This window comes from Lacticaseibacillus pantheris DSM 15945 = JCM 12539 = NBRC 106106 (assembly GCF_001311175.1).
In the GTDB taxonomy this organism is placed as follows: domain Bacteria; phylum Bacillota; class Bacilli; order Lactobacillales; family Lactobacillaceae; genus Lacticaseibacillus; species Lacticaseibacillus pantheris.
The window spans coordinates 50,195-72,481 of the sequence record NZ_BBAI01000009.1; the positions used below are offsets into that span (position 1 = coordinate 50,195).

The window sequence follows — 22,287 nt, forward strand, 5'->3', positions numbered from 1 at the left end:
AAGGCTGGATTATTGTGGTCGTGCCTAGCTTTGAAGTCAAACGGTATGTTTTTCAAATTGGCAACTGTTATTCCCCTGGTTATGGTGGGGCCATCACGCATTAGCTCGAAGCGGTTTGCAGGTATGGGGCGGGGTGGTGTGTGAAAATTCACTTTAATTGGGGGAAGCTTGATGGAACGGCAAGAGTTAAGGGACTTGAAGGCGGCGATTGATGATGATCGGCTCCTTGAACAAAATTTTATGCGGTATATCCGCATACCACGGCGCTTAATTGGCCTCTACAATATCCGCGGTTTTGACCGCGCGGACTGGTATCAGGAGGCGCGGATTGCGCATCTAACGGCGGTACGACAGTTTGACGGTGATGGGGGATCGCAATTTGGCTGTTACTACCGCATGATCCTGTCGGCACATTTCTACTCCTTGATGCGCCGGGCGATGGCCCAAAAGCGGATTGGAGATTTGTACGCCCAGCCGCAGGGCATTGTCGGTGAAGAGGAAGAGGGCATTGGTGGTGGCCAGTATCCGCGCCATAGTTCGGTTGAGGGTGACTGCGTAATTCGGGCTGGTATTGAAGAGCTGTGGGGTCGGTTGAGCAGTACCGAGGCCGAGGCCCTGCGGTTAACGTTGTCCGGCAGACAGAGCACAACTCGTCGGCACCGCCAGGCGATGGGGCGGGTGCGGGCAAAGATGGTAGAGTTTTTGTACGCGTGAAGATTGTCTGGAACCAAGCGCTAATGTCCGGCCTTCGTTAAACATGCGGGTGCGCGGGGTACTGCGACTTTGTGGACCACTCCACGGTGACCGCTGCTAGGGCGAAACCTCCAACCGCAAAAACCGCGGTTTCCGGTGCGACTTAGAGCCTGCCTGCCAAGTACGGGCAGCCAGTCTCTAAGCTCGTCGCGCCGTACATCGCTGCGCTCTTACGGCGGCAAGCCCCCAACAGCGGTCACCGTTCCGGGTCCAGTCGTCTCCGCACCCCACGGCACCCGCCCCGGCTAGAACCACACTTACGAATGGGTTTATGGTCGATGGGCTATTAAATCCCACTATAGTGTAAGTTGGTTGCATAACTTACCAACTATCGGGACCCCGCGGGTGGATGTTGGGACGGAGGCGTAGGACACGTAAGCCGCAGTCCCAACGGCCACCCGCGGTTTTGTAACCACCAAACCTTCTAACTGCAGTGACTTAACTGTAGTGATTACGCTATGGTCTATGGTTGGGTTGGCGAAGTGGTTGCGACTCCGCGGGCACTCGTGGTAAACTGTTGAGGATATTATTAGAGGAGGTGCGCCATGAGTGTCCGCAAAGTAGCGATGGCATGCAGCGTGTGCGGCCACCGGAATTACTTTATTCCGGAAAAAAAAGGAGCGCACCGAGCGCTTAACGTTAAATAAGTTTTGTAAGTACTGCGGTAAAGTCACGCCGCATCAGGAAACACGGTAAGGAGATAGCTATGAACTTCATCAAGGGTGTATTTCACGAAATGAAAATGACAACCTGGCCGACATGGAAGGAAAACCGTCGCGACACCACGACGGTTATCATCACGTCGATTATCTTTGCCGTTTACTTTGCATTGTGCGACTGGGCAATCACTGCTATTTTGGAGAAGTTTGTTTTTTTAGCTAATCCAGCGTCCTGCTCGTGACAACGTACGGATAATTTGTTAAGATTAAAGCATCTTGAAACCAATACCCACGGGTGGCGGTTTTTTTTATTTGCTCACGCGCATCGCGATTGAAAGGAAGACAACAATGGAATCATCTTCAAAGCAATGGTACGTACTACATACGTACGCTGGTTACGAAAACAAGGTTAAAACTAACCTCGAGTCCCGAGCCGCCTCAATGAACATGGAGGATTACATCTTCCGCGTTATTGTGCCAGAAGAAGAACAGCACAAAATTAAGGACGGCAAGGACAAGGTTGAGGTTGAAAAGACCTTCCCTGGTTACGTTCTGGTCGAGATGGTGATGACGGACGAATCATGGTTTGTGGCCCGTAACACGCCTGGCGTAACTGGCTTTGTCGGCAGTCATGGTGGTGGGAGTAAGCCCGCTCCGCTGATGCCTGATGAGGTGGAGAAGATTCTACGCGAAATCGGGATGAGCACGCGGAACTTGGACGTTGAGTTTGCGGTTGGCGAAAAGGTGCAGATTATTGATGGGGCCTTTTCCGGAATGGCCGGCACCGTTACGGAAGTCGACAAGGAACACTACAAGTTACGCGTTAACATCGAAATGTTTGGCCGCGAAACGAGTGCGGAACTCGACTTTGCCCAGGCTGACAAATTCTAAATTAATTGGTCAAACCAAAAAGGGGCTGTGCCAAAAGGCGGTTAGCTCCCGATATACAAGACGCATCAGTGAAAATCCCGAACTTAGGATTTCTGCTGATGCCGTCTTTTATGTTAGGGAGCTGCCTTTTGGCGCGCGACCACGATGTATCGTTTGTGTGCTAAAGGCTTCTATCACAATCCCTTTTTATTTATGTGTAATTTAACGCACGGGTACGGGCACCTCAACAATCCGTTGATCGCCCGTAACGATGGTTGCACGGCCGTTCGTTAGTTCCGTGAGCTGCGCGGTCACCGCCGTAATGTCTGCCGCCGGTACGTAGACGGTGGTGGTCACGTCCGCCAAGAATGTGGGTTCCTCCTCGGCCCAGCCATGTTCGGCCAAGAACGCTGTTAGTGGCTGATAGGTAGCGTAATCAACCGTAATGTGCAACGCGATGCGTGGCTCGAGCGCGACGATGCCCAGAGCCTGAATCGCGGTTGTGACCGCTTGGGTGTACGCCCGAATTAGTCCGGAAGCCCCCAACTTAACGCCGCCAAAGTAGCGGGTGGTCACGGCAGCCGTATCGGTCAAATTGTGTACTTGAAGGCCTCGCAAAGTGGGTGCACCGGACGTGCCGGAGGGCTCACCGTCGTCGCTAGCGCGTTCAATCAGCGGTGCGTCCCCGAAACGGGCTGCGCTGACGTTGTGGTTAGCCTTTTTGTTGGCTGTGCGCGCCTCGGCCACAAAGTCGTCGAATTCGTCTTGGTTATGTACGCGGCGAATGGTCGTGATGAACCGCGATTTTTTTGATTATAATTTCGGCACTGCCATTTTTGGCGATAGTTTTTGCGACCATTTCGGCTAAATCTCCTTTTGAGGTGATACAGAATGGTTGAAACGGATTTATGGCCCGCACTGGCTGGACAACAACTAACTGAACGTGAGGCCATTAATGCGGGCATTCCCGCCAATAGTTTAGCACAAGTACCCGCCGTGTCCGCTGTTGAGGCAGACAAGCATGGCTGGCAATGTGCTCGTTGTCAGGCATGGTCGCCGGCAAAGGTGTCTACTTTGCCAGCAGGATGGGGTTACTGCGCGGAGTGTATCGTGCTCGGTAGGCTAACGAGTCAGGACAAACTGTACCGGTTCCCGCCCGATTCGAAGCCCGAACAGCCAAATCTTACAATGACGTGGTCGGGACAGCTAACCCCGGAGCAGGACCGTGTGGCGCGGGAGCTGATTGGAGCGTTTAAAGCTGGAGAACGCCGATTATTGTGGGCGGTAACTGGCGCTGGCAAAACGGAAATGCTCTTTCCCGTCATTGAGCACGCATTACGCACGGGCGGGCGGGTGGCCATCGTGTCCCCGCGGGTTGACGTGATTCTGGAACTGGCCCCGCGTCTGCAACAAGCATTCGCGGATGTTGAGCAGGTTGTGCGCTACGGCGGTACCGGCCCCGCGGCCTCCGTCCCCCTAGTGCTGGCGACGACGCACCAGTTGCTGCGGTACCGGGCGGCCTTTGCACTAGTGGTCGTCGACGAGGTGGATGCCTTCCCCTACACAACGGAACCGATGCTGGCGCGCGCGGTTGACCAGGCCGCGGCCGGTGCCGTGCTCTACCTAACGGCGACACCTGGAGCGGACTTGCTGCGACAGGTGCGCCGCCATCAACTCGCCGTTAGCTACCTGCCACGGCGATTTCACGGGGCGCCTTTGCCTGAACCACGGGTCACCCTCGCGCCGGACGGTGGGGTGGGGATGCCCGGCCGGTTAGTGCGTTTGGTGCGGGAGGTGATGAGCAAAGACGGTTCGCAAGTCATGATCTTTGTGCCGGCGATTCGACAGCTGCAGCGCGTGCAAACGGCGCTGGCTAACCGCGATATCCCCGCGGAGACCGTCTATGCCGGCGACCCCCGGCGTGCAGAGAAGGTCCAGGCATTCCGCAAAGGGCAACCGCGGGTACTTGTGACGACCACCATTCTGGAGCGGGGCGTCACCATCTACAATTGTGCCGTCATGGTTCTGCACGCCGATACTGCTTTGTTTGGCGTATCCGCTCTGGTGCAGATGGCCGGACGGGCTGGACGCGACCGGGACCACCCCGATAATTCGGTGTGGTACGTATGTACGCACTATACGGTGAACATTCGGGGCGCGTTGCGGCAGATTAAGCACCTCAATGCGCGTGGTGCGGACAAATGAGGTGCTGCTTGTGTCAGCGTCCGTTAACTCAAAGCTGGTCGTTAAAGTTATTGCTGAGCGCTGAGCCGCTGGTTCCACCGAGCTTGTGTAGTGAGTGTCGCGGGGGCTTCACCGTCATCGATCAGGAAAATATTTGTGCGGGGTGTGGACGGCCGCTGGTGGACCGTTTATGCAGTGATTGTCAGTATTGGCAACAACGTGACGGCATTAGCCTGCATAATCGGGCCGTGTATCACTATAACGACAATCTGAAGGACTTGATGCACCAATACAAAGCTGTGGGTGATTACCGGTTGCACGTGGCCTTTCAGTCTGACCTCATGGGCCTGTGTCGGCGGGTTGGGCGGTTAGTGCCACTCACAACCGAGCCGGAGCATTTTGCGCGCCGGGGGTTCGACCCGGTGTTGGGATTGTTCGGTCACCTACCACTGTGGCCGTGCTTGGCAAAGGGCAACACCGACCAACCCCAGGCCCGCAAAAAACGGGGGGCACGCTTGCGGACACCGCAGAGCTTTACATGCACGGCGACCTTGAGTGAATTACAACGGGTGAAACATATTTGTTTAGTCGACGATTTGTACACGACAGGTACAACCCTCCATCACGCCGCCGCAGCGCTACGTGACGCGGGTTACCGCGGGCAGATTACTTCCAGAACATTAATTCGGTAACAACTTTGTGAAAAAGATAATTGTTTCACTAGCCGGGTAACGGTATAATGAATTTAAGGAAGTTAAGCGCTTCCGCATTTACCCGTCACCGTTGAGTAACGGTGACCGAAAGGGGAGAGGTTTTATGCTTACTTACAATGTACGTGGTGAGAACATCGAGGTTACCGAGGCGATTCGGAACTACGTGGAAAAGCGTATCAACAAGTTGAATAAGTACTTCAACGAGGGTGCACAGGCGATTGCGCATGTGAACCTGAAGGTCTACTCCAACAAGCAGGCCAAGGTCGAGGTAACGATTCCCATGCCGTACCTAACGTTGCGCGCTGAGGAAACGAACCCAGACCTGTACGCGTCGATTGACCTGGTGACGGATAAGTTGGAACGCCAGATCCGTAAGTTTAAGACCAAGATTAACCGGAAGTCCCGCGAAAAGGGCTTTGCCGACTTGGTGGAAACGCCTGAGGAACCAGATTTGGAAGAGGCCGACGATGATTCAACGGACGCGGCCGACCTGAACGTGTCCGGACAAAGCGGGTAGCGTTGAAGCCGATGGACTCCCAGGAAGCCATCTTGCAAATGGACATGTTGGGCCACAACTTCTTCATCTTCGAGGATGCGGAAACGAACGGCACGAGCATCGTGTACAAGCGCCGCGATGGCCGGTACGGTTTAATCGAAACCGACGAATAATTGAACATTTTACGGGCGGACTCCCTTTGCGGGGAGCCCGCTTTTTGGTGTGGTATGGCGGCAGCGTAGGCCGGGCTGGTGAACTGCGGCTTATGTTCGGTGTGAACACGCGGGTGGAGTTTGGGGTTGCGGCTTACGTACCCTCCGCCGTGATTGCTACACCCGCACGCTCCAGCCCGTGCCGGGCTTCCCACGAATCTTGGAGCCAAAGGAGCCCACTTTGTCTCCAAGATTTGCCGCTGTAACTCGCTGCGCTCCTAGGGCTGGCTCCGCCAGACCGTCGAATTAACTCCCAGTAAGGTGCTAAAGCACCAACTGGAAGTAAACGCACAGCGCTTTGGGGTTGCAGCAGCCACGTCTCCGGGCACGATGCCTCCACCCCAAACCCCGCCCGCGGTTCCCGATACGTCGTGGTGGTTACTCTTCTTCCGAGTGCAAATGCTAGGCTGTCAGGCCTAGGCGTCCTCCCACCCTAGGAATAAAACGTGGGGAGGTGGAAGTCGGCATAATCGGCGCGTCAAGGGGTACCCATTCAGGTCAAACAGTATTCTGTAACAGCTGCTGAATTATATTTGAGCGGTATGTGCTTCTGACATGACGAATGACAGTCCCGGCTAGTTTATTATGGAGGTCTAACACCGGTAATGGTCTTACATCCGCGTAGTGACGGGTGCCGGCAAAGCGGTGGCGGGGTGGAGGTGTCGTTTCCATAGTTGTGGTTGCTACAAAAGTAGTGTGAGGCCGCGTCGGTCGGGTTGGTGAGTGGAGACGTGTGGGTCGGAGCGGTGGCCACTGCCGGGGTGTAACGCCGTAGGAACGTAGTGACGTACGGCGCGACGAATTCTGAGACCGGCCGGCGGGTTTCCGGGCAGGCTCAGAATCGCACCTCCAACTCGCATGCACTTAGCGAGTTGGAGGTTTCGCCCTAGCAGTGGATTACCGCGGAGTGCCCACGAAAGCCGTAACTCACCAGCCCGGCCTACGCTGCCGCCGACCACTACCGTAGCAATCACGGCGCAGGGCACGTAAGCCGCAACCCCACCGCCACTTTGCTTGCACAACCATGCCAGTGGATACGCACGTTACAAAAATGTTACCTTCCATTAGTACAAATGCAATGGTATCAATGTTACAATTAGCAAGATGCTGTACGCACTTCTAGTGTGGGAGAGGATTTACTAATGCCAAATATGATTCGTAAATGGGTTGAAAGTGATGCCCGTGAAGTGAAAAGAATCGGCAAGATTGCCGACCAAGTCATGAGCTACGCTGATGAATTTGCCAAGCTGTCCGATGAGGAAATTCAAGCTAAGACGCCCGCATTTAAGGAGCGCCTAGCTAAAGGGGAAACCCTGGATGATATTTTGCCGGAGGCCTTTGCGGTTGCCCGTGAAGGTGCGCGTCGGGTTCTGGGACTGTACCCTTACCGCGTGCAAATCATTGGTGGTATTACCCTGCATGAGGGTAACATTGCCGAAATGAAAACCGGTGAAGGTAAGACGCTGACTGCCACGATGCCGGTGTACCTCAACGCCCTCTCTGGGTTGGGTGTGCACGTTATCACGGTCAACGAATACCTGAGTGAACGTGACGCCACCGAAATGGGTGAACTGTACAACTGGTTGGGCCTGTCCGTTGGCCTGAACCTGAGCGACAAGTCCCCCGAAGAGAAGCGTGAGGCTTACAACTCCGACATCACGTACTCAACCAACAGTGAACTCGGTTTCGACTACCTCCGTGATAACATGGTGGCCTACAAGGAACAGATGGTTCAACGCGGGTTAAACTTTGCCGTTGTCGATGAAGTGGATTCAATCCTGATTGATGAAGCCCGGACGCCACTGATTATTTCCGGTGGTGCCACTAAGTCGACCGGCCTGTACGTCCGCGCAGACGCCTTTGTGAAGACACTCAAAGAAACTGAAGATTTCAAAATTGACTGGTCAACCAAGACCATTGGGTTGACGGAGTCCGGGATTATTAAGGCCGAATCACACTTCGGTTTGGATAACCTTTACGACACCGAAAACACGGCCCTGACCCACCACTTGGACCAGGCGTTGCGCGCCAACTTCATCATGCAGCGCGACATTGATTACATGGTCAAAGACGGTGAGGTTTTGATTGTTGATTCCTTTACCGGTCGTGCCATGGAGGGTCGGCGTTTCTCTGATGGCCTGCACCAGGCAATTGAGGCCAAAGAAGGCGTGGAAATTCAGGATGAAAACCAGACCATGGCCAACATCACGTACCAAAACCTGTTCCGGATGTACACCAAGCTGTCCGGGATGACTGGTACGGCGAAGACCGAAGCCGAGGAATTCCGCGAAATTTACAACATGTTGGTTATTACCATCCCGACCAACAAGCCCGTTATTCGTTTGGACGAAGCGGACGTGTTATACCCGTCATTAGATAGTAAGTTCAGTGCCGTTGCTGCGGATATTGAGCGCCGCCACAAGAAGGGCCAGCCCGTGTTGGTTGGTACTGTGGCCATCGAATCCAGTGAGCGCTTGAGTGACCTGTTGGACCAGATGAACATTCCGCATACCGTCTTGAACGCCAAGAACCACTTGAAGGAAGCCGAAATTGTTATGAACGCGGGCCAGCGCGGTGCCGTCACGATTGCCACCAACATGGCTGGTCGTGGTACGGATATCAAGCTGGGACCCGGCGTGAAGGCTTTGGGTGGCCTCGCCGTGTTGGGTACTGAGCGGCACGAATCGCGGCGGATTGATAACCAACTGCGTGGCCGTTCTGGTCGTCAGGGTGACCCGGGGATTACCCAGTTCTACTTGTCCCTTGAGGATGACCTGATGAAGCGCTTTGGTTCGGACCGGATCAAAGCTGTCCTGCAGTCGTTACAGGTTGCGGATGACGACCAGGTAATCAAGTCCCGGATGGTTAGCCGTCAGGTTGAATCAGCACAAAAGCGGGTTGAAGGTAACAACTACGATACCCGTAAGCAGACTCTGCAGTACGACGACGTGATGCGTGAGCAACGCGAGGTCATCTACAAGCAGCGGCAACAGGTGATTGACGAAACAACCACCCTGAAGCCTGTGCTGATGGCGATGATTGAACGGACCGTCAACCGCATTGTGGACACCCACATTCAGGGGACGGATGCTTCTAAGTGGGACAGTGAGGCTTTGCTTGACTGGGTTCACGCCAACATGGTGCCCGATGAGGCTTTCACCCAGAAGGATATCGATGGACACTCCGCTGATGAAATTAAGGCGAAGTTGATGTCGCTAGTTGAGGCCAACTACCAGGACAAAGCCGAGCAGATTCCCGATAAGGCACAGATGCTGGAATTTGAAAAGGTGGTTATCCTGCGCGTGGTTGATTCTCTGTGGCCCGACCACATTGACGCGATGGATCAGCTCCGTCAGGCAATCGGCCTGCGTGGTTATGGGCAGATGAACCCACTGGTTGAATACCAGGAAGAAGGGTTCCGGATGTTCGAAGAGATGGTTGGCGCCGTTGATGAGAACACGACCCGTCTGTTCATGAAGGCGCAGATTCGTCAAAATATTGAACGTTAAACCACACGTTCTGTGGCGTGTTGCAGCCAGCCGGTCCTTGGACTTGCTGGCTGAACGCGTGTCAGGGGCAGTATGGAAATAGTTATGTTGTCACAGGCTTCGTCTGATTGGCAACATAACTTTGTACATAATAGTTATGAGTGAGGATTATCAACATGGAATTAAGCCAAATTCGTAATGCGTTAACTGATTTGGGCGCAAAGATTGCCCAGTTTAGGGGGTCGCTTTGACCTCGATGCGCTGAACGAAAATATCAGTGTGAATGAAGCCCAAATGGCCGCGCCCGGCTTTTGGGACGACGCGGAGTCCGCGCAGGCCGTGATTGATGCCACCAACGTGATGAAGAGCAAGCATGATGCTTTTTACCGTCTGAGTGACGCGGTGGATGACCTCCAGGCTGCGTACGAGTTACTGCAGGAAGAGCCCGACGCGGAGCTACAGGCAGAGACTGAGCAGCAGTTGAGTCAGCTGCAGGAAGCCATGCAGAAGTACGAGCTGAACTTGCTGCTGGATGGGCCGTACGATGATAGCAACGCCATCTTGGAAATCCATCCGGGCGCTGGTGGGACTGAGGCGCAGGATTGGGGCAGTATGCTGTTGCGGATGTACCAACGCTGGGCGGATCAAAACGGCTATAGCGTTGAAGTGGCGGATTATCTAGCCGGCGACGAGGCGGGGTTAAAGAGCGTTACCTTGCTGATTAAGGGTACCAACGCCTACGGAATGCTGCGCGGCGAGAAGGGTGTACACCGGCTGGTTCGAATCTCACCGTTTGATTCCGCGTCACGCCGCCACACCAGCTTTGCTTCGGTTGACGTGATGCCGGAACTCAATAAGGACATCTACGTTGACTTGCGGTGGGATGACATCAAGATGGAAGTATTCCGCAGTAGCGGGGCCGGTGGGCAGCATATTAACAAAACCAGTTCCGCCGTCCGGTTAATTCATATTCCTACCGGCTTGGTCACCAGTTCGCAGGCCGAGCGGTCACAGTTTCAGAACAAAGAAACGGCTTATAACATGTTGAAGGCCAAGCTCTACCAGAAGGAACAGGAAGAGCAGGAACGGCGGGAAGCGGAGATTCGTGGTGTGCAACTCGACACCGCCTTTGGTTCGCAAATTCGGTCGTACGTGTTCCACCCGTATACGATGGTGAAGGATCACCGTACCGATTATGAAACTGGCAACGGCCAGGCAGTGATGGACGGCGACTTGAATCCGTTTATCTACGCGTACTTACAGTGGCAATTAGCACAGAAGAATCCCGATTGAGGAAGGAAGGTTCCGCAAAATGATTGTGTTTGATAAGGTCACTAAGACCTATGACAACGGCGTGACCGGGGTCAAAAACCTGTCCCTAAAGGTTCAGCAGGGTGAGTTTGTTTATATCGTTGGGCAAAGTGGGGCCGGGAAGTCGACCCTGATTAAGATGTTGTACCACCAGTTGGTACCAACCAGTGGACAGATTACGATTAACGACTTTGACTTTGGCACGATGAAGCCGCAGGACGTACCAATGCTCCGCCGGTCGATGGGGGTCGTGTTCCAGGACTTCAAGTTGCTGCCCCGGATGACCGTCTTTGAAAACGTTGCGTACGCCATGCAGGTTATTGAGACGCCCGAGGATGACATCAAGCCCCGTGTGCTGGATGTGCTCAAGCAAGTTGGCTTGGAGCAAAAAAATTCGGCGTTTCCCGAATGAATTGTCTGGTGGTGAACAGCAACGTGTGTCCATCGCCCGGGCGATTGTGAACAAGCCCACGGTGGTCATCGCTGACGAGCCGACCGGGAACCTGGATCCGGATACGAGTGAAGAAATCATGGATATCCTGGACCGCGTTCACGGCGCCGGGACGACGGTCATCATGGCGACGCATAACCGGGATATTGTTAATTCGCGTAAGCACCGAGTAATTGAGATTGCCGGTGGTGCCATTGTTCGTGACGAAGCAGAGGGGGCTTACGAAGTTGAAAACTAACGTGATTAAGCGGCACGTCCGCGACAGCTTAAAGAGCCTACGCCGGAACGGCTGGATGTCCGTCGCATCCATCTCGGCCGTCACGGTGACTTTGTTCATGGTCGGTATTTTTCTGGCCGTCTTGTTTAACGTGAACCACGTCAGCCGTCAGGTCGAAAACGACGTCCGGGTCCGCGTGTACGTTGAGCGGAAGACCCCGCAGGCCGCCAAGGACAAATTGTCTAAGCAGCTCAAGAAGATTCCGCACGTTCAGAAGGTGACGTACCGTTCCCGTAATGCCGAGTTAAATTCCATTGTGAGTGGTTACGGTTCAGAATGGAACATGTTCAAAGGTGACGATAACCCACTGAACGACGTTTACATTCTGAAGACGAAGAACTCGGCCAGCACGATGGCGGTCACGAAGAAAGCCCGCAAGTTGGCTAACGTGGCATCAGCTAGTTATGGTGGTGATACGGCCCGCAAGCTGTTCAGAGTAGCGGCTAAGGTGCGCAACTGGGGCGTTGCTTTCACGGTGCTGTTGTTACTGGTAGCGGTATTCCTGATCAGCAACACTATCCGTATCACGATTATGTCCCGACGCGAAGAGATTGCGGTTATGCGCTTGGTCGGGGCGACTAACGGCTACATCCGCTGGCCTTTCCTACTAGAAGGCGCATGGACGGGGCTGTTCGGCTCGCTTATCCCAATTATCATTGTCGACATGGGTTACGGGGCCGTTGTGAGCCACAGTGGCCTGAGCGTCGCGGCCAACGGTTACGCGTTCTTTAACACGATGCCGTTCCTGTTCTGGTTGGACCTATTACTTGCCGGTATCGGAATTGTGATTGGTGCCGCCGGGGCCGGGCTGTCGATGCGTCGTTACCTCAAAGTTTAAAGTGATATCCATGAAACCGCGGCCGGTTGGGTCGCGGTTTTTGATTGGTTATATGCAAAAGATTATTGAGGATAAATTTCAGCGCTAGGTATAATTAAGCCGCCACTTTGTCATGAATCGTTGCCCTGTCCCCCAGTGTAGTTTGGTATACTTGCAGTAAACAAGTGGAGGTGTCATTGCAGTGGGAGTGATCCAGTTTGACCTATTATTTTTGGTGAGCACCATCTTGATTGCCCTCGTTGTCCGCATTCGTGCGGGGCGGCGGCTGCAGCACGAGCGCGCAGCTGTGCGGCTGGCGGTGACCCGCGACCTCCTCGAAGAAGGGTACTACTGGTTGGCGACCCTGTTGCCGGGGATATTGATGTCCGTCCTGTTAATCGTACTCGGCGTCACAATACCCACCGCGGTTGGCATCACCTTTGCCGCACTCGCGTTGATCATGGCGCTGGTGATGCCCGGATTTTCGCCACTATATCTAGGGCTGGTTGGTGCCATTGTCTGGGCCATTCCGCATGGATGGTGGTCGGCAATCGGGTTACCCAGCGGCACCCCGGCAAAGTGGGCCCCCGGCACGCTACTGATTGTGGGCCTAGCCTTGCTAGTCAACGCCTATACGGCCTGGCGGGGGCACCGACCTGTCTCCTCACCCCGCGTGGTTAGTCGTGGCGGGCAGACTTGGGCGCGGTACCGGGTGCGTCAGCTACTGTGGTTACCGCTCATACTGCCGGTGCCCGGCACGTGGCTGGCGGCGTTGCCGTGGTGGCCGCACCTAGGTCTGGGACTCAGCCAGGGCCACTTTGCCCTACTGGCCTTGCCGCTATTCCTCGGTTTCGGTTTTACCCACCAACAGGCAAAGTCGCGGCCGGCGCTTGTTTGCACCGCGTGGGTTGAGGGCGTGGTGGGGCTCGTTACGGTGATAGCCGCTGCGTTTGTGTACGCCGATGTGGTTAAGGCGACACCAGTAATTTTGGGCGTCGCGCTGCTGAGCTTGGGTGCCCTCGTTACTTTGTGGGTACTACGGCGGTCGCACCCCGAAGTCACGCTGGTGCGTCCTGGCGTCCGCGTGGTGGGGGTGGTGGCTGATACGCCGGCTGCGCGCATGGGTTTAGTCCCGGGCGACGTCGTGTTACAGTGTAACGGGGCGGACGTGACGGACACCGCATCACTTTATAACGCGTCACAACATCTGGGTACCTTTTGCCGGCTGCGAGTGCAGGATACGGCCGGCGAATTTCGGCTGGTGGAGACCGCTATTTACACGGGCACGCCGCACCTTTTGGGCATTATCACCTTTCCGGAGGATTAATGATGAAGAAAATTCTGGTAGTGGACGACGAACCAGCAATCGTTACTTTGCTTAAATACAACCTCGAGGCCGAGCACTACGCGGTGACCTCGACCGGCGACGGCCAGGACGCCGTGGCTCTAGCGCTGAATAATGAGTTTGATTTTATTATTTTGGACCTCATGCTACCCGGAATGGATGGCATTGACGTCACGAAGGAGTTACGCAAAGCCGACGTGACCACGCCCATCATGATTTTGACCGCCAAGGATTCTGAGGCCGACAAAATTATTGGTTTGGAACTGGGGGCAGATGATTACGTCACCAAACCGTTTTCACCCCGCGAAATCATCGCGCGTATCAAGGCCATCGAGCGCCGGGTGGGTAACGCCAAGGACGATGGGGCCAAGGTATTGAAAGTTGGCGAGTTAACCATTGAGCCGTTGAACCACCGGGCCACGATGCGGGGTGAACGTCTGCACCTGACGCCCAAAGAATTTGAGTTACTGCAATACTTTGCTACTCACCACGGGAAGATTTTGTCCCGTGACGTGCTACTGAACGGGGTGTGGGGGTACGATTACCCTGGTGAGACCCGGATGGTGGACATTCAGGTGAGTCATTTACGGGAAAAAAAATTGAGCGTGACCCTAAGCACGCGGAATATTTACAGACCGTCCGTGGCTTTGGTTACCAATTGGAGGATCCCAATGCTTAAACATGCGCGTCGACGTTTTATAGTGATAGCCCTGCTAGCGATAGCGGGCTTTTTTGCCCTTATCACCCTGCAAAATACGATTCTGGCGCAAAAACAGTACGATACTTACCAGCAAATGGCGGTGGTCGCCAAGGCTGGCGGTCACCAGGAGCAAGAATTGGGGCGGATAACGGAAGTCAATTTGGACGGTAAATCCCACATTGCGGCGGTGGTGCAGGACCGTATTCGGAGTGGGGATGACCTGCGCAATCATAGCCACGTGTACATTCACCTCAACGGTAAGCGGCAGTTTGTGTACATTTCTTCAGGCAAAGACGGTAACTGGGGTTTGTTGGCCGAGCTGGAACGTCGGCACTGTTGGCGTGAAGCAAGGTATCATTTACGCCGTTATTTACTGGGCGTTGGTGGCCCTCCTACTGGTCTGGAGCGCCCGGGACGACCGGCATTTGAAATCCGAAATTAACGCGTTGGCGGATAACATCCACCGCGTGCGGTATGACCACCACGCCCATCCGTTACTGGTGCCACCGAGCTCACGAGTTTACCCGCTGGCCTACCAAATTCAGGGCTTGGAGGGTGACGTTACGCACTGGCGCCGGAAGCTGACGGTGCGTTCGGAACGGTTCGTGCAGTTAGTGGATCACCTGCGCAAGGGGTCATGTTGATTAACGGTCAGCGTCAAGTAACCATTGTGAACACTGCCATGGCGACTTTGCTGGGCCACGAAATTAGTCGGCAACGCCACCCGTACGTTGATGATATCCAGACCTTTGCCTTGAGCAGAATGATTGAACACACGGCGCGTGATGGTGAAAGTCGGCACGAGGAAATCCAGATTCAGGATGGTACGGTTGACGTTGATGCGACGACGGTGGCCATTCGGAAGGGCCCAGATGAACTCCAGGTGCTGGTGATTCTGTACGACGTGACGTTCATGCGCAAAGTCGAACAGATGCAGTCCGACTTTGTCCAGAATGTGAGCCACGAGTTGAAGACGCCGGTAACCGCCATCGCCGGCTTTGCGGAAACACTACTGGCGGGGGCTAAAGATGATCCCGAGGCGCTGGACAACTTTTTGCACATCATTCAAAGCGAATCCCAGCGGCTATCCCAGTTGATTCAGGATACGCTGGCGCTGTCGCGCGTTGGTGAAAGCAACGACCATATTGAGAAGGTCACGATTGCGCCGCTAGTCCAAAACGCGCTGAATAGTATTCAGCAGCCGATTGCCGACCGGAAATTACACGTGAATGTTGAGCTAGATGCCGACCTGGCGTTGGAAACTAACAAGAGCAAGTTGAGTCAAATTGTGCGTAACCTAGTCAATAACGCCGTCTTTTACAATAAAGATGGGGGTACGTTATCAATCGTCGGCGTGCGAACTAACGGTGGCATTCGGCTACAGGTTTCGGATACCGGTGTCGGTATCGCCGACGACGAACAGCAACGGATTTTTGAGCGGTTCTACCGTGTGGATAAAGCACGGTCACGGAATAGTGGCGGTACTGGTTTAGGACTGGCGATTGTCTCCGAACTGGTGGAAGCTTTGGGTGGATCCATCCACTTGGCTAGCCAACTGGGCGTGGGTAGCACGTTTACGGTTGCTTTACCGAACGCGACCCCCACAAAGTAAAAGTCGATACAATTGTTTGGCGGCACTTGACCTTTCGGGAACGTTGTCGCACACACCAGAGCCAGACTGGGTAGTTTAAGTAGTTAGTTATTTGTTAGCTGTAGCGGTAATAACTTCCGTTAGAAATTTATGTGGTGGCAACACCGCCTTTTACATTAGAACCGTCACCACTGAAGCTTCAGGCGCTTGGTGGTGACGGTTCTTTATTGATGTGTATATACAGATTGTGTCAATGTTAAAAAAAGTTATTGTGCTGACGCCAATTTATTTTAGGTTTGGGTGCACCCCATGTAGGTCCGCTTGGCGGTAATCAAGTGGAGGTGCGGGGGTGGTGGTTGGTCGCTGTATGGGGCTGCGATAGCAGCGCCGTAGAAACGAAGTGCCGTACGGCGAGACCAGCTCAGAGACTGCGGGCGGGTTTTGCCCGTAGGCTCTGAGTGGCAGCGGAAGACTGCGGAGCAGGCTGAAGCTTTCACCCTTTCAGCGACCAACCACCACCCCAGCACCGGAGCTTGATTACCGCCAAACGGACCGGCGGCACTCACAACCCCCCCAATCGCAACGAGGATTTACACAACCATTACAGTAACGTGACTGTGGCATTTACCAACGAACAGTACACTGATAATAGACAGAATGTGTGGAGGTAGCACCGTGAAGAAGCTAGGCCTATTCACAGTATTAATACTCATGCTGGTTGGTTTGACCGCCTGCAAATCCAGCGGGAGCGGCGAATCAATTACCGTAGTGGGTAGTTCTGCGCTTCAGCCGCTTGTGGAAGCGGCCGGCGAGCAGTACGCCAGCGACCACTACGGCGTTTTCGTGAACGTTCAGGGTGGTGGGTCCGGCACCGGGCTATCCCAGATTCAGCAAGGCGCAGTTTCCATCGGTAACTCCGACCTCTTTGCCAGCGAGAAGAAGGGCATCAATAGCAAAGCCCTCGTGGATCACAAAGTGGCGGTGGTTGGTATCACCCCCGTGGTGAACAAGCAGGTGGACGTGACTAACCTAACCACGCAGCAGTTACGTAACATCTTTGCCGGTAAGGTGACCAACTGGAAGCAGGTTGGCGGTAAGAACCTACCATCGTGCTGGTGAACCGGGCGCAGGGTTCCGGTACCCGGGCGACCTTTGAACGCTGGGTGATGGGGGACGTCCCAACCATGACGGCGCAGGAACAGGATTCCACCGGGATGGTGCGGCAAATTGTCGCCAGCACACCGGGCGCGATTTCGTACATGGCCTTTTCGTACGTAAACAAAGACGTGAAGACGGTCAAGGTTGACGGGGTGGCTCCGACCGAGGCCAACGTGCACTCGAACCGTTGGCATATCTGGGCGTACGAGCATATGTATACCCGCGGTGCTGCGAAGGGACTCACTAAACGTTTCATTGATTACGTTATGAGCGACCAGGTGCAACAGACGCTCGTGAAGCAGATGGGGTACATCCCTATTAACGACATGCAGATTGTACGTGACGTTAACGGTCGCGTTACGCGCCAGTAGGAGGACATGATGGAAGAAGACAAGATTCGCGCAGCCATGTTACGCAAATCGCGTGCGGCCCGCATTGAACAGCGGGGTCGGGCGATTAGTTTTGCGTGCATCGCGCTGATTGTCCTGGTCGTCGTGGCAATCTTTTACTTTGTTGCGTCTAAAGGGCTAGCGACTTTCTACCAAAACAAGGTGAACCTCTGGGACTTTTTGAGCAAAACTAGCTGGTCGCCGAGTACCACCGGACCCCACGGTAAACCCGAAGTTGGCGCCCTGCCGATGATTATTGGTAGTTTCGGCGTAACCTTCTTGGCGGCGATTGTTGCTACCCCCTTTGCCATCGGGGCGGCCTTGTTTATGACCGAAATCGCGACTAAGTGGGGTGCAAAGATACTCCAACCGGTCATTGACCTTTTGGTGGGGATCCCATCCGTTGTGTACGGGTTCATTGGCCTGAGCGTCGTGGTGCCGGCCATTCGTAACGTCTTTGGTGGGACTGGGTTCGGTATTCTGGCCGGGACGTTTGTGCTGTTTATCATGATTTTGCCGACCGTTACCTCCATGACCGTGGACGCAATTCACGCCGTACCAAGCTATTACCGTTCGGCCTCTGCGGCTTTGGGCGCAACCCGGTGGCAGACAACTTCGCGCGTAGTGTTACGGGCTGCGGTGCCGGGTATTCTGACCGGGATCGTGTTCGGGATGGCCCGCGCGTTTGGTGAAGCCCTAGCGGTACAAATGGTGATTGGTAACGCGGCCATGTTGCCAAAGGACTTGATTAGTCCAGCCAGCACCTTGACCTCCGTCTTGACCAGCGGTATTGGTAACACGGTCATGGGCAGCCTGGAGAATAACGCGCTGTGGTCATTGGCGTTGATACTATTACTCATGTCGTTGGCCTTTAACCTGGTCATTCGCTGGATTGGAAAGCGGGGTGCCCTGAAATGAACGCAAAACGTGTGGACAAAATTGCCACTGGCGTCATCAACGTCATTGCGGGAATCATTGTGCTCATCCTGGCGGGACTACTGGGTTACATCCTGGTGCGCGGGGTCCCGCACATCTCTTGGCACTTCCTGACGAGCCCGGCAAAGGCGTTCCAGGCCGGCGGGGGGATTGGAATTCAACTGTTCAACTCCTTCTACCTGTTGGTGTTGGCGATGCTGATATCGGTACCGATTTCACTCGGTGCGGGCATTTACCTATCGGAGTATGCCGGCAAAGGGCGGATAGTTGAAATTGTCCGGACGGCCATCGAAATTTTGAGTAGTTTACCCTCTGTGGTCGTGGGGTTGTTCGGTTTTCTGCTGTTTGTAATTCAGTTTAAGTTTGGGTTCTCAATCATTAGTGGCGCGCTCGCGTTGACCATGTTCAACCTACCGTTGCTGACGCGGAGCATTGAGGATTCCTTGGAACAGGTTGCGTTTAGCCAGCGTGAGGCCGGGCTGTCGCTAGGACTATCCCGCTGGGAGACCGTGATCCACGTGGTCATTCCCGAGGCGCTACCAGGAATTATCTCGGGGATGATTCTCGGTGCGGGGCGTGTCTTCGGTGAAGCCGCCGCTCTGATTTACACAGCCGGGCAAAGTGCACCCGCACTGAACTTTGCGGACTGGAATCCCTTTGATATTCAGAGCCCACTCAGCCCGATGCGTCCGGCCGAAACTTTGGCCGTGCACATCTGGAAGATCAATGCCGAGGGGATTCAGCCCGACGCGTCCGCCGTTTCCGCCGGAGCGTCGGCGGTATTGATTATTGTGGTGTTGCTATTCAACTTCCTGGCACGCCGCGTGGGTACCTTTATTTACCGTAAAATGACCGCCGCATAGCGAGAGAGGAGTGGTCGCACATGGCCAATTATTCATTAGATGACCGTTTTATCCGCGAACTACCCGGTGATGCAGAAGTGGCGGTTTCCACCGATGATCTACGGGTGTTCTATGGTGAGCACGAAGCCATTCACGGAGTATCGTTGCCGTTCGAACGCTACAAAATCACAGCGCTCATCGGTCCCAGTGGTTCTGGTAAATCGACCTATCTTCGGTCAATTAACCGGATGAACGATAATATTTATGGGAGCCGGGTTACGGGCAACATTATGTATCGGGGGCTGGACATCAACAGCAACGCGGTGGACGTGTACGAGATGCGTAAGCACATCGGTATGGTGTTCCAGCGCCCCAACCCCTTTGCTAAGTCCATTTACGACAACATCACCTTTGCCCTGAAGCGTTTTGGCACGAAGAGCAAAGCAGAACTGGATGAGATTGTCGAGACCACGCTCAAGCAGGCGGCGTTGTGGGACCAGGTCAAGGACCAACTCCACAAGAGTGCACTGGCCTTATCTGGTGGGCAACAACAGCGTTTGTGTATTGCACGCGCAATTGCCATGAAGCCGGACATTCTGTTGATGGACGAACCCGCGTCGGCTCTGGACCCAATCTCGACTGCAACGTTAGAGGACACCATGATGGCGCTCAAGGACCAGCTGACCATCATTATCGTGACGCACAACATGCAGCAGGCGGCTCGGGTGAGTGATTACACGGCGTTCTTCTATAACGGTCAGTGCCTTGAATTTGATGAGACGCGCAAAATCTTTACGCGGCCGAAGATTCAGGCGACTGACGATTACGTGTCGGGAAATTTTGGTTAATTTACTGCTTGGCAACTTAGGTACGGAGGACAATTCATGGCCAACAAGAATATCATTACCAGTAAGGACGTCCACATTTACTACGGTGACTTTGAGGCCATCAAGGGTGTTTCCATCGACTTTCCGGAACACGAAATCACGGCGCTCATTGGCCCCAGCGGGTGTGGTAAATCCACGTACCTGCGTACGCTGGACCGCATGAACGACCTGGTACCGGGTGCGCGGACGACCGGGGCCATCAAACTGGATGGCGAGGACATTTACGCACCGACAACGGACGTGGTACAGTTGCGTAAGCGGGTGGGCATGGTGTTTCAGCAGCCTAATCCCTTTCCGTTTAGTATTTACGACAATGTTGTCTATGGTTTGCGGTTAGCGGGTGTGCGGGACCGCGCTACTTTGGACGCAGCGTGTGAGCGGAGCCTCCAGCAGGCGGCAATTTGGGATGAGGTCAAAGACAAGTTGCACGACTCGGCTTTGGGCCTCTCTGGCGGGCAACAACAGCGTGTCGTGATGGCGCGGGTGCTGGCCGTGCAACCGGAAGTGATTTTGCTTGATGAGCCCACGAGTGCGCTAGACCCCATCTCATCCACGCAGATTGAGAATACGTTGCTTGAATTGCGGGACCAGTATACAATCATTATCGTGACGCACAACATGCACCAGGCGTCACGTATCTCCGACCGGACGGCGTTCTTCTTACAGGGGGACATTGTTGAGGTCGGTCCCACTAAGCAAATATTTATGAATCCACAACACAAGGAAACCGAAGATTATATTTCCGGCCGCTTTGGTTAAAAAAAACGGGGGACAAAATTTATGCGTGAGGAATTTACCGACGAGCTGAACGAGCTGCACGTACGGTTTTCAGAAATGGGGATGATGGTCAACGAGGCCATCTCCAAATCGGTGCGAGCATTTATCAATCACGATAAGGCTTTGGCGCGCCAGGTGATCGAGGAAGACGATCAGATTAACGAACGTGAAGTCGACCTGGAAAAACGCAGCTTTGAAATGATTGCTCTCCAGCAGCCGGTGGCAAGTGAGTTGCGGATGGTGGTCACGGTGATGAAGGCCGTGAACGACTTGGAGCGGATGGGTGATCACGCCGTTTCGATTGCTAAGTCCACCATCAGGGTGAAGGGCAATACCCGCGTGCCCGCGATTGAAGAAATGTTGGCCGCGATGGCCGACGCCGTCAAGGAAATGGTTTCCGAAGTCCTGGACGCCTACGTTAAGGAAGATGAGGACCGCGCCCGTTGGATTGCGGGGCAGGACCACGGAATCAACGACTTTTCCTATAACATTTACCAGGAATGTATCGCGGAGATGCAGGCGGACGCCGAGACGGTTGTCGGCGGCATGGACTACATGCTGGTAGCGTCGTACCTCGAACGGATTGGCGATTACGTCACGAACATCTGTGAGTGGATCGTTTACCTGAAGACGGGGAAGATCACGGAGTTGCAGTCGAGTGACAAAGAAGACAAGTTCTAACCCTGACGCTGGTTGATAGCGTCAACAATCAGTGGCCTGAAGAGGGCCACTTTTTTTTCATGCGTTTGTTCACTCAGTGGCGGTTCTGGCTGGTGCGGGTGCCGTGGGGTGCTGCGACTTTGTGGACCGCTCCACGGTGACCGCTGCTAGGGCGAAACCTCCAACCGGCAAAGTACGCCGGTTTCCGGTGCGAATTAAAGCCTGCCGACAAAAACCGTCGTCAGTCTTTAATCTCGTCGCGCTGTACGTCGCCTGCGGCTCCTACAGCGGTACCCCCTAACAGCGGTCACCGTTCCGGGTCCAGTCGTCTCCGCACTCCACGGCACCCCCACCGGCCAGAACCACACGTGCGGACGGATTTACGAGTGGTTCGATCAGAAACCATTGCCGAAATGATTCCTGTATTGGTTGATAACAATAGCGTATCCGTATGGCAGGGCGTATGGAGTATATACTGCTCGTGCCTATGATCTAAAAATGACGGGTAATTTCAAGGCCTAATCTCGGTCAACGGTAATCATTTCCCCATTTGGTATGTACTTTTATCGTTAGGGTTCACTTAACCCACAATCGCCCCGTTGAATGTTAGTTACAATATCAGCACTGATTATTGTGAACTCCAAGGGTGTGGTTTGGGACGGAAGTTATTTGCCGAAAGTGTGGCTTTGCTAGTAGTGTTAGGCCGCGTCGGTCGGACCGGGGAGCGGAGGCGTGTGGGGTCGGAATGGTAACCACTGCCGGGGTGTAACA

The 22,287-nt window shown here is 54.4% G+C and carries 18 protein-coding genes and 6 pseudogenes; 22 read left to right on the forward strand and 2 right to left on the reverse strand.

The features are described from left to right. The first annotated feature begins 171 nt into the window (after nucleotides 1–171). The 4 genes and pseudogenes from JCM12539_RS04725 (at nucleotide 172) to nusG (ending at nucleotide 2,303) form a co-directional block, all read left to right on the forward strand. Nucleotides 172–714, forward strand: a complete 543-nt coding sequence (locus JCM12539_RS04725) for a hypothetical protein (RefSeq protein ID WP_054649654.1) — start codon at nucleotides 172–174, stop codon at nucleotides 712–714. Nucleotides 715–1,298: 584 nt separating this feature from the next. Next, a pseudogene (rpmG, locus tag JCM12539_RS12620) lies at nucleotides 1,299–1,449 on the forward strand (50S ribosomal protein L33). A gap of 10 nt (nucleotides 1,450–1,459) precedes the next feature. Next, nucleotides 1,460–1,654 carry a preprotein translocase subunit SecE gene (gene secE / locus JCM12539_RS04730; RefSeq protein WP_054649656.1) on the forward strand — a complete coding sequence of 65 codons (195 nt, stop codon included), beginning with the start codon at nucleotides 1,460–1,462 and terminating at the stop codon, nucleotides 1,652–1,654. 106 nt (nucleotides 1,655–1,760) lie between these two features. Continuing rightward, the gene (nusG, locus tag JCM12539_RS04735; RefSeq protein ID WP_054649658.1) at nucleotides 1,761–2,303 is read left to right on the forward strand and encodes a transcription termination/antitermination protein NusG; all 543 of its coding nucleotides are present in this window, start codon (nucleotides 1,761–1,763) and stop codon (nucleotides 2,301–2,303) included. 201 nt (nucleotides 2,304–2,504) lie between these two features. On the opposite strand, the gene JCM12539_RS14595 is transcribed toward nusG, so the two are convergent. Continuing rightward, nucleotides 2,505–2,735, reverse strand: coding sequence for a DUF1949 domain-containing protein (locus JCM12539_RS14595; protein ID WP_263849747.1), 231 nt, complete (start codon nucleotides 2,733–2,735; stop codon nucleotides 2,505–2,507). Nucleotides 2,736–2,786: 51 nt separating this feature from the next. Next, a pseudogene (locus JCM12539_RS14600) lies at nucleotides 2,787–3,080 on the reverse strand (IMPACT family protein); the annotation flags it as partial. A gap of 93 nt (nucleotides 3,081–3,173) precedes the next feature. Between JCM12539_RS14600 and JCM12539_RS04745 the strand changes: the two are divergent. The 18 genes and pseudogenes from JCM12539_RS04745 to phoU all read left to right on the forward strand — a co-directional run bounded on the left by JCM12539_RS04745 (nucleotide 3,174) and on the right by phoU (nucleotide 21,537). Next, the gene (locus JCM12539_RS04745; protein ID WP_054649660.1) at nucleotides 3,174–4,487 is read left to right on the forward strand and encodes a helicase-related protein; all 1,314 of its coding nucleotides are present in this window, start codon (nucleotides 3,174–3,176) and stop codon (nucleotides 4,485–4,487) included. A gap of 158 nt (nucleotides 4,488–4,645) precedes the next feature. Continuing rightward, nucleotides 4,646–5,158: a ComF family protein gene (locus JCM12539_RS04750; protein WP_054649662.1), complete on the forward strand. Its 513-nt coding sequence runs from the start codon at nucleotides 4,646–4,648 to the stop codon at nucleotides 5,156–5,158. Nucleotides 5,159–5,282: 124 nt separating this feature from the next. Next, nucleotides 5,283–5,848: pseudogene (gene hpf, locus JCM12539_RS04755) on the forward strand (ribosome hibernation-promoting factor, HPF/YfiA family). 1,181 nt (nucleotides 5,849–7,029) lie between these two features. Further along, complete coding sequence (secA, locus tag JCM12539_RS04760; RefSeq protein WP_054649664.1) at nucleotides 7,030–9,396, forward strand: preprotein translocase subunit SecA; 2,367 nt, start codon at nucleotides 7,030–7,032, stop codon at nucleotides 9,394–9,396. A 155-nt stretch (nucleotides 9,397–9,551) separates the two neighbouring features. Then, nucleotides 9,552–10,668, forward strand: a protein-coding gene (gene prfB, locus JCM12539_RS04765; RefSeq protein WP_156302064.1) for a peptide chain release factor 2 whose coding sequence is annotated in 2 segments (ribosomal slippage) — nucleotides 9,552–9,623 and nucleotides 9,625–10,668 — 1,116 coding nt in all. Because the reading frame shifts where the segments join, the coding sequence is not laid out codon by codon here. A gap of 19 nt (nucleotides 10,669–10,687) precedes the next feature. Next, nucleotides 10,688–11,375 (forward strand): annotated as a pseudogene (gene ftsE, locus JCM12539_RS04770) (cell division ATP-binding protein FtsE). Beyond that, entirely contained in the window at nucleotides 11,365–12,252 is an 888-nt protein-coding gene (gene ftsX, locus JCM12539_RS04775; RefSeq protein ID WP_054649666.1) for a permease-like cell division protein FtsX, read from the forward strand. Before ftsE ends, ftsX begins: the two are co-directional and overlap by 11 nt. Before the next feature lie 181 nt (nucleotides 12,253–12,433). After that, a complete protein-coding gene (locus tag JCM12539_RS04780) occupies nucleotides 12,434–13,558 on the forward strand; it encodes a PDZ domain-containing protein (protein ID WP_054649668.1) in 1,125 nt (374 codons plus the stop codon). Between the two features lie 2 nt (nucleotides 13,559–13,560). After that, a pseudogene (locus JCM12539_RS04785) lies at nucleotides 13,561–14,255 on the forward strand (response regulator transcription factor). Continuing rightward, a complete protein-coding gene (locus JCM12539_RS04790) occupies nucleotides 14,248–14,718 on the forward strand; it encodes a hypothetical protein (protein WP_054649670.1) in 471 nt (156 codons plus the stop codon). Before JCM12539_RS04785 ends, JCM12539_RS04790 begins: the two are co-directional and overlap by 8 nt. Beyond that, on the forward strand, nucleotides 14,702–14,920 hold the full coding sequence (locus JCM12539_RS04795; protein ID WP_054649672.1) for a hypothetical protein: 219 nt from the start codon (nucleotides 14,702–14,704) through the stop codon (nucleotides 14,918–14,920). The genes JCM12539_RS04790 and JCM12539_RS04795 overlap by 17 nt, the downstream gene beginning before the upstream one ends. Continuing rightward, nucleotides 14,914–15,888 (forward strand): sensor histidine kinase, encoded by a 975-nt coding sequence (locus JCM12539_RS04800; protein ID WP_054649674.1) that lies wholly within the window; start codon nucleotides 14,914–14,916, stop codon nucleotides 15,886–15,888. The genes JCM12539_RS04795 and JCM12539_RS04800 overlap by 7 nt, the downstream gene beginning before the upstream one ends. A 690-nt stretch (nucleotides 15,889–16,578) precedes the next feature. After that, nucleotides 16,579–17,396, forward strand: a pseudogene (locus JCM12539_RS04805) (phosphate ABC transporter substrate-binding protein PstS family protein). Nucleotides 17,397–17,405: 9 nt separating this feature from the next. Next, nucleotides 17,406–18,332, forward strand: a complete 927-nt coding sequence (pstC, locus tag JCM12539_RS04810; protein ID WP_054649676.1) for a phosphate ABC transporter permease subunit PstC — start codon at nucleotides 17,406–17,408, stop codon at nucleotides 18,330–18,332. After that, nucleotides 18,329–19,213, forward strand: a complete 885-nt coding sequence (pstA, locus tag JCM12539_RS04815) for a phosphate ABC transporter permease PstA (RefSeq protein WP_054649678.1) — start codon at nucleotides 18,329–18,331, stop codon at nucleotides 19,211–19,213. The genes pstC and pstA overlap by 4 nt, the downstream gene beginning before the upstream one ends. A gap of 20 nt (nucleotides 19,214–19,233) precedes the next feature. Then, nucleotides 19,234–20,040, forward strand: coding sequence for a phosphate ABC transporter ATP-binding protein PstB (gene pstB / locus JCM12539_RS04820; RefSeq protein ID WP_054649680.1), 807 nt, complete (start codon nucleotides 19,234–19,236; stop codon nucleotides 20,038–20,040). A 36-nt stretch (nucleotides 20,041–20,076) separates the two neighbouring features. Further along, nucleotides 20,077–20,838, forward strand: coding sequence for a phosphate ABC transporter ATP-binding protein PstB (gene pstB, locus JCM12539_RS04825; RefSeq protein WP_054649682.1), 762 nt, complete (start codon nucleotides 20,077–20,079; stop codon nucleotides 20,836–20,838). A gap of 21 nt (nucleotides 20,839–20,859) precedes the next feature. Then, complete coding sequence (gene phoU, locus JCM12539_RS04830) at nucleotides 20,860–21,537, forward strand: phosphate signaling complex protein PhoU (RefSeq protein WP_054649684.1); 678 nt, start codon at nucleotides 20,860–20,862, stop codon at nucleotides 21,535–21,537. The last annotated feature ends 750 nt before the right edge of the window (nucleotides 21,538–22,287 follow it).

Excerpts from the sequence above, each read along its gene's own strand:
- JCM12539_RS04725 (WP_054649654.1), top strand. The coding sequence starts at position 172 with ATGGAACGGCAAGAGTTAAGGGACTTGAAGGCGGCGATTGATGATGAT.
- secE (WP_054649656.1), top strand. The coding sequence starts at position 1,460 with ATGAACTTCATCAAGGGTGTATTTCACGAAATGAAAATGACAACCTGG.
- nusG (WP_054649658.1), top strand. The coding sequence starts at position 1,761 with ATGGAATCATCTTCAAAGCAATGGTACGTACTACATACGTACGCTGGT.
- JCM12539_RS04745 (WP_054649660.1), top strand. The coding sequence starts at position 3,174 with ATGGTTGAAACGGATTTATGGCCCGCACTGGCTGGACAACAACTAACT.
- secA (WP_054649664.1), top strand. The coding sequence starts at position 7,030 with ATGCCAAATATGATTCGTAAATGGGTTGAAAGTGATGCCCGTGAAGTG.
- JCM12539_RS04790 (WP_054649670.1), top strand. The coding sequence starts at position 14,248 with ATGCTTAAACATGCGCGTCGACGTTTTATAGTGATAGCCCTGCTAGCG.
- JCM12539_RS04800 (WP_054649674.1), top strand. The coding sequence starts at position 14,914 with ATGTTGATTAACGGTCAGCGTCAAGTAACCATTGTGAACACTGCCATG.
- pstC (WP_054649676.1), top strand. The coding sequence starts at position 17,406 with ATGGAAGAAGACAAGATTCGCGCAGCCATGTTACGCAAATCGCGTGCG.
- pstA (WP_054649678.1), top strand. The coding sequence starts at position 18,329 with ATGAACGCAAAACGTGTGGACAAAATTGCCACTGGCGTCATCAACGTC.
- pstB (WP_054649680.1), top strand. The coding sequence starts at position 19,234 with ATGGCCAATTATTCATTAGATGACCGTTTTATCCGCGAACTACCCGGT.
- pstB (WP_054649682.1), top strand. The coding sequence starts at position 20,077 with ATGGCCAACAAGAATATCATTACCAGTAAGGACGTCCACATTTACTAC.
- phoU (WP_054649684.1), top strand. The coding sequence starts at position 20,860 with ATGCGTGAGGAATTTACCGACGAGCTGAACGAGCTGCACGTACGGTTT.